This is a genomic window from Flavobacterium esculini (assembly GCF_048284325.1).
In the GTDB taxonomy this organism is placed as follows: domain Bacteria; phylum Bacteroidota; class Bacteroidia; order Flavobacteriales; family Flavobacteriaceae; genus Flavobacterium.
Window position 1 is genome coordinate 13,189 of sequence record NZ_JBLVPI010000019.1, and the last position, 12,028, is coordinate 25,216.

Sequence of the window (12,028 nt, forward strand, 5' to 3'; positions counted from 1 at the left end):
AGGGGTTTAGTTAGACGCGATAAATCGCGTCTCTACGTTTTACATTGTTGCTGTTGATACTCTAGGCTTATAATCCTTTGCGATATCAGCAATCAACTTGATATGTTCTGGGGTTGTTCCGCAACAGCCGCCTATGATATTTACTAAATTATCGTCTAAATATTCTTTGATGAAGGCTTGCATTTGTTCAGGTGTTTCATCGTACTCTCCAAAAGCATTTGGCAATCCTGCATTAGGATGTGCCGATACATTGAATGAAGTATTATGTGCCAAGGTTTGTAGATACGGTTTAAGTAAATCGGCACCCAAGGCGCAATTGAATCCTACACTCAACAATGGAATGTGCGAAACTGAAACCAAAAAAGCCTCCACGGTCTGACCTGAAAGCGTTCTTCCTGATGCATCGGTAATTGTTCCGGAAACCATGATTGGAATGTCGATATTGCGTTCGTCTTTGACTTCTTCAATGGCGAAAAGTGCGGCTTTAGCATTTAACGTATCGAAAATAGTTTCCACCAAAAGCAAATCACTTCCTCCGTCAATCAAGGCTTCCACTTGTTGTTTGTAGGCAATACGCAAATCATCAAAAGTTACGGCTCTATAACCTGGGTCGTTTACATCTGGCGACATGCTTGCCGTTCTGTTTGTTGGTCCTATTGAACCGGCTACAAAACGAGGTTTATCTGGATTTTTGGCTGTAAATTCATCGGCTACTTCACGCGCAATTCGTGCCGATTCATAGTTTAATTCGTAAACAATATCTTCGAGATGATAATCTGCCATTCCGATGGTGGTACTTGAAAACGTATTGGTTTCCACGATATCGGCTCCCGCTTCATAATAGGCTGCGTGAACAGCACGAATAGCTTGCGGCTGCGTGATGGACAATAAATCGTTGTTCCCTTTTAAAGAATGTGGAAAATCTTTGAAACGTTCTCCACGAAAATCTTCTTCCGAAAAATTGTAACGTTGTAACATCGTTCCCATAGCTCCATCGAGTATGAGTATGTTTTTTTTAATGGCTTCTTGAATACTTGACATTTTATTTTTTTATTGCTGTGTTTTGATGGCTGAAATAAAACCAAAAAAACACAAATTTTTACTCTTTAGCCCCGATTGCAGTGTAAATCCTTTCTAGTCCTGAACTTGTTTCAGGATCCTGAAACAAGTTCAGGACTAGAAAGATTGTAACGTAAAGCGGGAACAATGACGGCAAAAATTGCGCCAATGATTCGCTCCTGATACTGAAATAAATTCAGCAAGTAAAATCGATATGTTTGTCAAGAAAAGGTTTGAGAAATACTGTGGAAGCATTCTTGTGTTATCTATCTTAAATGCTGAATAATCCAGTATAAAGTAGAATGTAGCACCTTCTTTAAAGATAAAGGGTTGCTAAGGTTTCATCGGGTCTTTCCCTCCGCCTTTCGTGATAACTTTCAATAAAAATAGGAACACTGCAAAGTAAAGACATAGCGTTAATACTTGCAAGTATTAACGCTATATTTTTTTACTAGTTTTATACTATGGCTTTTACCACAGCTTTTGGAGCCTCTTTACGGGTTCCATCAAATCCGTCAACACCAGAAACGGTAGTGTATTTCAATACATATTTCTTACCTGGATTGATGATTTGGTAGGCTGCCTGACACATTAAAGTTGCTTCGTGAAATCCACAAAGAATCAATTTTAATTTTCCTGGATACGTGTTTACGTCCCCAATGGCAAAAATTCCAGGGATATTCGTTTGGTAATCCAATGCATTATTTACTTTAATGGCATTTTTTTCAATATCTAATCCCCAGTCTCCGATAGGACCTAATTTTGGCGTTAATCCAAAAAGAGGAATGAAATAATCCGTAGGAATGTTTCTATGCGCTCCATTTTCTTCAATATCAATTGATTCTAAATGTTCGGCTCCGTTCAAACCAATTACTTCTGCTGGCGTGATCATTCTTATTTTCCCTAAATCTTTCAATTCTTGTACTTTTTCAACAGAATCTAAAGCTCCTCTAAATTCATTTCTACGGTGAATCAAAGTCACCTCTGAAGCAATTTTAGACAAGAAAATACTCCAGTCCAAAGCAGAATCACCACCACCGGCAATTACAACTCTTTTGTCTCTGAATTTCTCTGGGTTTTTGATGAAATATTTTATCCCTTTATCTTCGTAAAATTCAATGTCTTCGATAAGTGGTTTTCTTGGTTCAAAACTTCCTAATCCACCAGCAATAGCCACAACCGAAGCATGAAATTTCTTTCCTTTATTTGAGGTTACAATAAAACTTCCGTCTTCTTGCTTTTCTATAGTTTCTGCACGTTCGCCCAACGTAAAACCTGGTTCGAATTGTTTGATTTGTTCCATCAAATTATCAACTAAATCACCCGCTAATACTTCAGGAAAACCTGGAATATCATAAATAGGTTTTTTTGGATACAATTCTGAAAGTTGTCCGCCCGCTTGTGGCAGTGCGTCTAAAATATGACATTTTAGCTTTAACAATCCTGCTTCAAAAACTGCAAATAAACCTGTTGGTCCGGCTCCTATAATTAATATGTCTGTTTTAACCATTTTTTTATTCTTTATGTGTGTAATTATGCTAAACTATTTTACTGCAAATTAACGATTGATTTTTACTGTTTTAAATGATAAATATCATTCGTTATTTATGGGCTCTTTTATTCTTTATTTTTTAACGCTTCGGTAATTTCATTCATTTTTTGAACTTTTTCCTCAAAATTTCCTTTCAGCGTTTTGCGATATTCATTTAGGTTTTCGACCATTTTATTGATATCGTCCGGAATTATTTCTTCGAAAAATTCGCGCAATCTTTTGGCTGTTGTCGGTGATTTCCCGTTTGTTGAAATGGCTATTTTGACATTTCCTTTGGTTACAATTCCTCCCAAATAATAATCACATAATGGTGGTGTATCGGCAATGTTGCAAATCAAATATCTTTTTCGTGACAAGTCAAACACTCGTTTATTGACTTTCAAATCATCGGTACAAGCAATAACCATGTGCCGTTTCTTCAACATCTTTTTCTTGAACTTGGCTTTAGTCAATTTCACCGAAGGATGCTTTTCAACCAACTCCTCCAGTTCAGGCAAAAACTTTGGGGCTACCACCTCAACATTTGCATTGGGGCTAGATTTTAGCATAAACGATAACTTTTCTAAACCCACATTACCTCCGCCTACAATAAGTACATTGAGGTTGTGTAATTTTAAAAATATTGGATATAATTCGTTCCTTTCCATTATTATCTTATTTTCTCTCCCCTCCCGAAACTTCGGGACTCTCCGAAGGAGAGGGAGCCAGAGCTTGAATAATTTATACTTATTTTTTATGCAATTTTACTTAAAATGAATTCTTCGTAAAATCCTTTTAACTTGCTACTTTCTTTTACCGTTTCTCCAATAACAATTATCGCTGGTGAACTTAACTTGTTCTTCGCCACAACTTCTTGAATAGTGTTAACCGTTCCAACACCCACTTTTTCTTGTGGAGTAGTTCCGTTTTGAATAATCGCAATTGGAGTTTCTCCTTTGGATTCTTTTTGGAATAAAGACACAATTTGCGATAGCTTACTCATTCCCATCAAAATCACTACTGTTGCTGATGATTGCGCTGCGAGAGCTACATCATCTGACAAATTCCTGTCGGAAGTTGTGCCTGTGATTATCCAAAAACTTTCGGAAACGCCTCTTTTTGTCAAAGAAATGCCTTGGTAAGCGGGAACTGCAATAGCTGATGAAATTCCGGGCACCACAAATGTAGGGATTCCAAAACTTTCGGCATATTCTATTTCTTCGCTTCCACGACCAAAAATAAATGGATCTCCACCTTTTAACCGAACCACATTTCCATACGTAAGCGCATTATCTACAATCAACTGATTGATTTGGTCCTGCGAATATTCATGTGCTCCAATTCTTTTACCTACAAATATTTTTATGGCAGTTTTTGGCGCGTGATTCATTATTTCTTCATTGGCCAGCGCATCATACAAAACCACATTCGCTTCAGCAAGTGCTTTTACTCCTTTCAGAGTAAGCAAATCTGGGTCGCCGGGACCAGCACCTACTAAAGTTACTTTTGGTTGTATTGTATTATGCATCAGCTAAATCTTTGGCTCTGTATTTTTCTATTTTATCAAAAAATGCGACTCCTTCTTGAATGTATTTTTGTGCAAATTCCGCAGAAGGCTCATTCGCTTTGATTTGATAAACCAAATCTTTGAAGCTTGAATCCAATTCGATTTTTTTGCTTTCGATAAAAACCGTATCAAACAAATCAATGATTCCAGCGTGGTGATTTGTTTTTTGATTTTCGGCCAATAATATTGCTTTGGCTCCATTTACAAAACCTGCGTAGGCTAAATAAATCGCATCTGCCCATTTTTTATCTTCGAAAGCTTCCTGTGCAAAAGTTAATTTGTCTTTGGCTTCCAATAGTAATGTAGCCACTAAATCAATAACTACACCTGCACATTCTCCAACTCCAACTGCTTTTACATAGTTATCGGCATTACCCCAATCTACAAAATCAGCTTCGGTAAGATTAGTCAAATCAGCTAATGGTTTCAAGAATTCGTAGAAATATTTCTCTCCTTTGGTATCATAATAATTCAAGAATGATTGTCCGTTTCCGTTCGCTTCAAAATCATTTAAGATATAACGCAACGCATCTGGTCCTCTTCTACTTGGAATTTTGATTACTTTATCCGAAAATCTTCCGTTTCCGTTACCTAAATTCCCTCCGCCTAATAATACTTGAAGCGCTGGAGCAACTAGTTTTCCTGCATTAATTGACATTCCTTGGAAACCAATTTCGGACATATTGTGTTGTCCGCAAGCATTCATACAACCGCTAATTTTAATTGCGATTTCTTGATTATTGCTATATTGTGGATATTCAGCTTTTAATACTCTTTCTAATTCATCTGCAATACCAGTACTGCTTGCGATTCCTAAATTACAAGTATCTGTTCCCGGGCAAGCCGTGATATCTCCGATAGTATCATATCCTAAAGCAACAAAATCCAATTTGGCTAATTCTTGGTAAAAGAATGCTAGATTTTCTTCTTTAATATTACGTAAAACGATGTTTTGTCTTAATGAAAAACGCAATTCATTAGCACCATAATTTTTAATCAAATCCGCTAATAATCTTGCTTTATCTGTATAAAAATCTCCTAAAAGTACTTTAATACCAATAGCAACATATCCTGCTTGTTTTTGCGCAATCACATTCGATTTTTTCCAAGCTTCAAAAGCTTCAACATCAACAATCGTTACTGATGGTACTGCCAACAATGGTTCTGTAATTGCTCCTTCAAATGCAGTAGTGTCTATTTCGTAGGTATGAAACGGAAGGGCTTTTTTCTCTTCGTCAACCAAACGCAAAAACTCCTCACGACCTAAGTCTTTGATTAAAAACTTCATACGTGCTTTCAAACGTTTTGCTCTTTCTCCGTAACGGTCAAAAACTCTAATTATACCTTCGGCAGTTGGAATAATTTGGTTAACCGGTACAAATTCTGAAAGCAATTCGGCGTGACTTGGTTGAGAACCTAAACCACCGGCAAACATTATTTTGAACCCTTTTTCGCCATTTACAATTTTTGGAATAAATCCTAAATCGTGTAAATAACTCAAAGCGGTATCTTTATCAGAAGAGGAGAATGATATTTTGAACTTACGTCCCATTTCTTGACAAATTGGGTTACGCAATAAATATTGAAACAAACCATGCGCATAAGGCGATACATCAAAAGGTTCGTCAACATCTACACCTGCTAATTCACTTCCTGTAATATTACGCACCGTGTTTCCACAAGCTTCTCTCAAAGTGATATCATCTTTGGCTAACTCAGACCATAGTTCAGGAGTTCTATCTAAACTCACATAGTGAATTTGAATATCCTGACGGGTTGTAATGTGCAAACGTCCCGTTGAATATTCATCTGATACTTCAGTAATTCTCTTCAATTGCTCGCTGGTCACTTTTCCGTATGGCAATTTAATACGAATCATTTGCACTCCTTCTTGACGTTGACCGTAAATACCACGTGCCAAACGAAGACTGCGAAAACGCTCATCGTCAATTTGTCCACTTCGGAATGAATGAATTTTTTTCTCTAAATCGATAATCTCTTTTTGAACAATCGGGTCTTCTATTTCGGTTCTAAAACTTTGCATCTTTTTTAGCTTTTAGCTATTGGCTTTGGGCTTTTAGCTGTTAATCTATATCTTTAAACTTATTTATTTTTTTAGCAAAAGCTAAAAATTATTTTATAAAACCAACTCCTGCTGTTGTATTGGTTGCAGCATCTATTAAGATGAAAGCTCCGTTAGATTTATTATCAGTGTAAGCATCAAAATAAATGGCTTTGCTCAATTTAATAGTTACTTCTCCAATTTCATTTATAGCTAATTGAGTCGCTGGAGTTGTTCCAGAATAATCGGTTGCGATTACGTTTTTTACACTATCAATTTTCGCCAAAACTCTATTGCTATTGTGTTGTACATAATATTTTGCACCTGCCACTAATTTTTTACTGTCCATCCAACAAACAGTTGTTGTGATGTCTTTTTCAATTTTAGGAAGTTCATTAGATTTTACAATCATATCACCTCTGGTTACATTGATGTCATTATCTAATTCGATAGTGATAGAAGAACCAGCCGTAGCTTCGTCAAATTGTTTATCAAAAAAGTGAATATTCGTTACTGTAGATTCTGTTAAAGAAGGAAGTACTGTTACGGCATCCCCTACTTTAATAGTGTTCCCGTATAATTTTCCGGCATACCCTCTAAAATCGTGATATTCCTCAGTTTTTGGTCGGATTACTGTTTGAACAGGGAAACGTGCGATTCCGTTTTCATAGATATCATTTGGCTCTAAAGATTCCAAATGTTCCAAAACCGTCTGTCCGGTGTACCAAGGCATATTCTCCGATTTATCGGCAACATTACCACCATTGATTGCACTTAACGGAATGTAACTTACATTTTGTTCTTTGAAAGCGCTTTTTGCATTTAATGCCTGAAAGTCTGCTTTGATTTTATTGTATACTTCTTCTGAATAATCAACTAAATCCATTTTGTTTACCGCAACAATTACATCTTTTACTCTCAATAAATTATTGATAAAAAAGTGACGGTACGTTTGCTCAATAACTCCTTTACGAGCATCAATCAAAATGATTGAAACTTGTGAAGTCGAAGCTCCGGTAACCATGTTACGCGTATATTCTACGTGACCTGGAGTATCGGCAATAATGTAACTTTTTTTGGCAGTCGAAAAATAAATATGAGCCACATCAATCGTGATTCCTTGTTCTCTTTCGGCAACCAAACCATCAGTAGCCAATGAGAAATCTAAATAATCGTACCCTTTTTGCTTACTGCTTTTTTCTATCGCTTCAATCTTATCTGTAGTCAACGATTTTGTATCGTACAATAATCTTCCGATTAATGTACTTTTTCCGTCATCTACACTTCCTGCTGTTGCTATTTTTAAAACTTCCATCAGTTTTTATTTTTTATTTTAAATATTGAATTTTAAATTTTATTTTAAGTGTCGAATTTTAAATTTTAAATGCTTCCGAAATAATTCAAACATTTAGAATTTATAATTTAAAATAATTTTCTAAAAATACCCTTGTTGTTTTCTTTTTTCCATTGCAGCTTCAGAACGTTTATCATCAATTCTGGCTCCTCTTTCAGAAATAGTTGAAGATCTAATTTCACCAACCACTTCTTGAATAGTTGCTGCATAAGAATCAACGGCAGCAGTACAACTCATATCTCCAACAGTTCTAAAACGAACAATCCTTTCCTCGATTTCTTCATCTTCTTCTTGGTATACAAAAGGAGAATGCGACCAAATCATACCATCTCTTATAAATACTTTACGCTTATGCGAAAAGTAAATCGATGGAATTTCTATTTGCTCTTGTTCGATATAACTCCAAACATCCAATTCAGTCCAGTTCGAAATTGGAAAAACACGAACGTTTTGACCGTTTTCAATTTTCCCATTCAAAAGATCAAATAATTCAGGACGCTGATTTTTTTCATCCCATTGACCAAAATCATCACGAACAGAAAAAATACGTTCTTTAGCTCTTGCTTTTTCTTCATCTCTACGCGCACCACCAATACAAGCGTCAAATTTGAATTCTTCAATAGCATCCAAAAGTGTTGTTGTTTGCAAACTGTTTCTACTAGAATATTTCCCAGACTCTTCTACTACTTTACCTTCATCTATTGCATCCTGTACATTACGAACGATTAATTCCAATCCTAATTCAGCTACCAATTTATCTCTAAACGCAATAGTTTCAGGAAAGTTATGTCCTGTATCAACATGTAACAATGGGAAAGGAATTTTAGCAGGGAAAAAAGCTTTCTGCGCTAAACGCACCAATGTAATTGAATCTTTTCCACCAGAGAAAAGCAAAACCGGTTTGTCAAATTGAGAAATAACTTCTCTAAAAATGTATATCGCTTCGCTTTCTAAAGCGTTTGTTTTTAATATTGAACTCATCATTCTTTGTTTTTTTGGTAATTTATTTTTTGTTAATCAGTTTTCGTTTAAACGATTAAACTTTTATTTTTGGTGTAAACCACATTCTTTATGACTCGATTCCCATGACCATCTTCCTGCTCTGATGTCTTCGCCTTCGGCTATGGCTCTCGTACAAGGCGCGCAACCAATGCTTACAAACCCTTTTTTGTGTAAAGCGTTTTGTGGCACATTATTATCATCAATATATTTTTGAACCTCGGCTAAAGTCCATTTCAATAACGGATTGAATTTTATGATGTTGAAATGAGCATCGTATTCAAAGGCTGCCAAATCATTTCTGTTTTCTGATTGTTCCGCACGCAAACCGGTAATCCAAATTTCATTTCCTTTTAAAGCTTTGGTCAACGGAGCCACTTTTCGAATAAAACAACATTCTTTTCTATTCTCCACTGATTCGTAGAAACTGTTTGGTCCTTTTTTGTTTAACAATTCTTCAACCGCGGTTGCTTCCGGAAAATAGGTTTTAATATCTATTTTATATTTTTTCAATGTCTTATGAAAAACATCGTAAGTTTCTTGGAACATTCTTCCTGTATCCAAAGTAAAAATGGTAATCGGCAAATCATTTTTGGCAATTAAAGCCGTTATCACTTGGTCTTCCTGCCCGAAAGAAGTTGAAAAAACAACTTTATTCTTATATTCATCAGCTAAAAAAGCAAGCGTTTCCTCAATGGAAAAATCTTTTGTTTTTTCTAATAAAGTATTTACTATAGCTCTACTCATAATCTCGTTTCTATTTTATAAAAATTTAGATAATGTTTTTAAACTCAAAACAATTATCAATATTCCAACTGCAATCATCATTGGCTTTCTTTGAATTTTATTAACCAAATAAGCCGCAAGTGGTGCCGCAGCAACCCCTCCTACAATCAATCCTACAATCACCTGCCAACCGTGTATCCCACCAAAAAGCATAAAAGTAATTCCACTTGCAAAAGAAACGGCAAATTCAGCAGCATTCACAGAACCAATAGTGTAACGAGGATTTCTACCTCGCCCAAGTAATGTTGAAGTCACAATCGGCCCCCATCCGCCTCCACCAACAGCATCCATAAAACCCCCAAAAGTAGCCAAAATACCTAAGCGTTTTGTTTTCTTTTTGATAATATTCTTTTTCATGGCTTTTCTAATAATTATAACAGCCAAAGCAATCATATATACCGCAATAAAAGGCTTAATCACATCACCATCAATCACATCCGACAATAAATAAGCTCCAACAACAGAACCAATCACCCCTGGAATTAAAAGGTTTTTGACTAACTTTTTATTTATGTTTCCAAATCGATGATGAGAAATAGCCGAGGCTCCCGTTGTAAACATTTCAGCAACGTGTACTCCAGCACTGCTAATGACTGGTGAAACTCCATACGCTAACAAAAAAGATGTTGATGTAGCTCCATAACCCATGCCTAAAGTCCCATCCACTAATTGAGCAAAAATCCCAATCAAGACAAATATTAAAAACTCTTGGTTAAACCCGGCTACAAAACCATTCCAAGAAAATTCAGCATAATGATTATACACCAATGTTGACAATAACCCTACTAACAAAACAACAGGAATAATAACCCACAAACGTTTTGTAAACGAAACTTCCGGTTTTAATGCCTCACGGTTTATTTTCAATTCTTTATTCATATTTTCCATGTAAAACTAATTTGACTCAACCATGTCTATTACCCTATCGGCTTAGTAGATTACTCCGCAAAGGTACTACTTATTTATAAATAACAAAATAATATTTGGATTTTTCACATTAAAAAAGCATCCTAAAAACTCAATAATTAAAATCAATTAGTATCAATACTTATTTGTCATTTACTAAGAACCAATCCATTCGCGATACAAGTAACCGACTTCATTCTATCACTACGAACTTAAAACATATTAAACTTCCACCAAACTCAATGGGATGGTAAACTTATTTAATTGCACATTATTAAGGAGAAGATTGATTTATTTTTACTTTTTAAAATATATTTCACAAACTCTACCTTATCTATAGGACAATTATAAAATTAGTTGTTATTTTGTCAAAAAAATTATTTCATGGATTTTCAATTAGGGTTAATCGTTGCGGGTTTAGTAGTTGGTTTTATAGTAGGCTTAACAGGTGTGGGAGGAGGATCTCTAATGACTCCAATTTTATTATGGTTTGGTATTCCACCAACTACTGCCGTTGGAACCGATTTATTGTATGCGGCTTTTACTAAATTAGGTGGTGTGTTTGTACATCATAAAAAAGGCAATATAAATTGGTCCATCACCGGCTGGCTTACTTTAGGCAGTGTTCCTGCAGCTTTACTAACTTTATGGATATTAAACAGTATTAAAACAGACATTTCAACTATAAATGCTGTAATAAAATACAGTTTGGGTTGGGCGCTACTTTTTACTTCGATAGCCATTTTGTTCAAAAAGAAACTCTTAGTTTTTTCTCAAAAACATGCTGGTGATAAATTCCATAGTCAGAGTAAAACTCAAAATGTATTAACTATCGCTATTGGCGTAATGCTGGGCGCAACTGTGACCCTTACTTCGATAGGAGCTGGTGCTTTAGGTACCGTTACTTTATTTTTCCTGTACCCACTTTTACCAACTCCGAGATTAGTAGGAACAGAAATTGCCCATGCCGTCCCTTTAACTCTTGTTGCAGGAATAGGACATGCCTCAATGGGAAATTTAGATTTAGGGCTATTAGGCCAGTTATTAATAGGATCATTTCCTGGAATTTTTATAGGAAGTATGTTGAGTGGAAAAGTACCTGATTTGTTTCTTAGAAATGCTATTGCGATAATGTTATTTTTCGTGGGATATAAATTGGTTTTTTAGCTTTTATGACGAAATATTTTAATTGAAATTGACATATAAAAATGGTTCTATAATCCATTTTTGACCACATTATTTTTTACAAAAAAAAGTCCATTCCATTGGGTTAATTCAATGAAATGGTATTTTTTTATACCACTTGTTTTATTTAGAAGAGGATAGCCTAAAATGCAATGTCAGCCAAGGTATTGTTTTCTAATATCATTAAGGTATTGTCCCGAACTTCCATCATTAATTTCCGAACGGCACACAAGGATTCATCTTTACAATCCTCACATTTTTCGTAAAAGTTATGACTGGCACAAGGTAATAAAGCAATGGGACCTTCTAGAATTCGGTACACTTTTGCCATATTAATATCCTTTGGATCTTTGATAAGATAGTACCCACCGCCTTTCCCTTTCTTCGCTCCAAGAAAACCAGAATGACGTAAAAGCAACAAAATACTTTCTAAAAACTTAATTGAAATTTGTTCTGCCTTTGCAATATCTGCAATAGCAACAGGAGTTTGATTCTCTTGGCGAGCCAAAAAAGTCAAAGCTTTTATACCGTATTTAGTTTTCTTTGAAAGCATATTTAAGTGAATTAAGATGTTCATTG

General features: G+C 35.5%; 11 protein-coding genes and 1 riboswitch. Of the genes, 1 reads left to right on the forward strand and 10 read right to left on the reverse strand.

The window, feature by feature from the left end; genetic code table 11:
* Positions 1-39: 39 nt before the first annotated feature.
* The 9 genes from ACNQGG_RS15090 to ACNQGG_RS15130 all read right to left on the reverse strand — a co-directional run bounded on the left by ACNQGG_RS15090 (position 40) and on the right by ACNQGG_RS15130 (position 10,246).
* Complete coding sequence (locus tag ACNQGG_RS15090; RefSeq protein ID WP_416855445.1) at positions 40-1,041, reverse strand: homocysteine S-methyltransferase family protein; 1,002 nt, start codon at positions 1,039-1,041, stop codon at positions 40-42.
* Positions 1,042-1,318: 277 nt separating this feature from the next.
* Positions 1,319-1,436: riboswitch (SAM riboswitch) on the reverse strand.
* An 80-nt stretch (positions 1,437-1,516) separates the two neighbouring features.
* Positions 1,517-2,569: an NAD(P)/FAD-dependent oxidoreductase gene (locus ACNQGG_RS15095; protein ID WP_417965324.1), complete on the reverse strand. Its 1,053-nt coding sequence runs from the start codon at positions 2,567-2,569 to the stop codon at positions 1,517-1,519.
* A gap of 107 nt (positions 2,570-2,676) precedes the next feature.
* Positions 2,677-3,258 carry a precorrin-2 dehydrogenase/sirohydrochlorin ferrochelatase family protein gene (locus tag ACNQGG_RS15100; protein WP_417965326.1) on the reverse strand — a complete coding sequence of 194 codons (582 nt, stop codon included), beginning with the start codon at positions 3,256-3,258 and terminating at the stop codon, positions 2,677-2,679.
* A gap of 86 nt (positions 3,259-3,344) precedes the next feature.
* Positions 3,345-4,118: a uroporphyrinogen-III C-methyltransferase gene (gene cobA, locus ACNQGG_RS15105; RefSeq protein WP_417965328.1), complete on the reverse strand. Its 774-nt coding sequence runs from the start codon at positions 4,116-4,118 to the stop codon at positions 3,345-3,347.
* Positions 4,111-6,201, reverse strand: a complete 2,091-nt coding sequence (locus ACNQGG_RS15110; RefSeq protein WP_417965330.1) for a nitrite reductase — start codon at positions 6,199-6,201, stop codon at positions 4,111-4,113. Before ACNQGG_RS15110 ends, cobA begins: the two co-directional genes overlap by 8 nt.
* 88 nt (positions 6,202-6,289) lie before the next feature.
* Positions 6,290-7,534 carry a sulfate adenylyltransferase subunit 1 gene (locus ACNQGG_RS15115; RefSeq protein ID WP_282728313.1) on the reverse strand — a complete coding sequence of 415 codons (1,245 nt, stop codon included), beginning with the start codon at positions 7,532-7,534 and terminating at the stop codon, positions 6,290-6,292.
* Positions 7,535-7,654: 120 nt separating this feature from the next.
* Positions 7,655-8,554 (reverse strand): sulfate adenylyltransferase subunit CysD, encoded by a 900-nt coding sequence (cysD, locus tag ACNQGG_RS15120; protein ID WP_039110818.1) that lies wholly within the window; start codon positions 8,552-8,554, stop codon positions 7,655-7,657.
* Between the two features lie 63 nt (positions 8,555-8,617).
* Entirely contained in the window at positions 8,618-9,319 is a 702-nt protein-coding gene (locus tag ACNQGG_RS15125) for a phosphoadenylyl-sulfate reductase (RefSeq protein WP_417965332.1), read from the reverse strand.
* Positions 9,320-9,334: 15 nt separating this feature from the next.
* On the reverse strand, positions 9,335-10,246 hold the full coding sequence (locus tag ACNQGG_RS15130; RefSeq protein ID WP_417965334.1) for a sulfite exporter TauE/SafE family protein: 912 nt from the start codon (positions 10,244-10,246) through the stop codon (positions 9,335-9,337).
* A gap of 402 nt (positions 10,247-10,648) precedes the next feature.
* Here ACNQGG_RS15130 and ACNQGG_RS15135 point away from each other — a divergent pair, with 402 nt between their 5' ends.
* On the forward strand, positions 10,649-11,431 hold the full coding sequence (locus ACNQGG_RS15135; RefSeq protein WP_417965336.1) for a sulfite exporter TauE/SafE family protein: 783 nt from the start codon (positions 10,649-10,651) through the stop codon (positions 11,429-11,431).
* A gap of 160 nt (positions 11,432-11,591) precedes the next feature.
* Here the strand turns inward: ACNQGG_RS15135 and ACNQGG_RS15140 are convergent, their stop codons facing one another.
* Positions 11,592-12,002: an RrF2 family transcriptional regulator gene (locus ACNQGG_RS15140; RefSeq protein ID WP_417965441.1), complete on the reverse strand. Its 411-nt coding sequence runs from the start codon at positions 12,000-12,002 to the stop codon at positions 11,592-11,594.
* Positions 12,003-12,028: the final 26 nt, after the last annotated feature.

Excerpts from the sequence above, each read along its gene's own strand:
- ACNQGG_RS15090 (WP_416855445.1), bottom strand. The coding sequence starts at position 1,041 with ATGTCAAGTATTCAAGAAGCCATTAAAAAAAACATACTCATACTCGAT.
- ACNQGG_RS15110 (WP_417965330.1), bottom strand. The coding sequence starts at position 6,201 with ATGCAAAGTTTTAGAACCGAAATAGAAGACCCGATTGTTCAAAAAGAG.
- ACNQGG_RS15130 (WP_417965334.1), bottom strand. The coding sequence starts at position 10,246 with ATGGAAAATATGAATAAAGAATTGAAAATAAACCGTGAGGCATTAAAA.
- ACNQGG_RS15140 (WP_417965441.1), bottom strand. The coding sequence starts at position 12,002 with ATGCTTTCAAAGAAAACTAAATACGGTATAAAAGCTTTGACTTTTTTG.
- ACNQGG_RS15135 (WP_417965336.1), top strand. The coding sequence starts at position 10,649 with ATGGATTTTCAATTAGGGTTAATCGTTGCGGGTTTAGTAGTTGGTTTT.
- cysD (WP_039110818.1), bottom strand. The coding sequence starts at position 8,554 with ATGAGTTCAATATTAAAAACAAACGCTTTAGAAAGCGAAGCGATATAC.
- ACNQGG_RS15095 (WP_417965324.1), bottom strand. The coding sequence starts at position 2,569 with ATGGTTAAAACAGACATATTAATTATAGGAGCCGGACCAACAGGTTTA.
- ACNQGG_RS15115 (WP_282728313.1), bottom strand. The coding sequence starts at position 7,534 with ATGGAAGTTTTAAAAATAGCAACAGCAGGAAGTGTAGATGACGGAAAA.
- ACNQGG_RS15125 (WP_417965332.1), bottom strand. The coding sequence starts at position 9,319 with ATGAGTAGAGCTATAGTAAATACTTTATTAGAAAAAACAAAAGATTTT.
- ACNQGG_RS15100 (WP_417965326.1), bottom strand. The coding sequence starts at position 3,258 with ATGGAAAGGAACGAATTATATCCAATATTTTTAAAATTACACAACCTC.
- cobA (WP_417965328.1), bottom strand. The coding sequence starts at position 4,118 with ATGCATAATACAATACAACCAAAAGTAACTTTAGTAGGTGCTGGTCCC.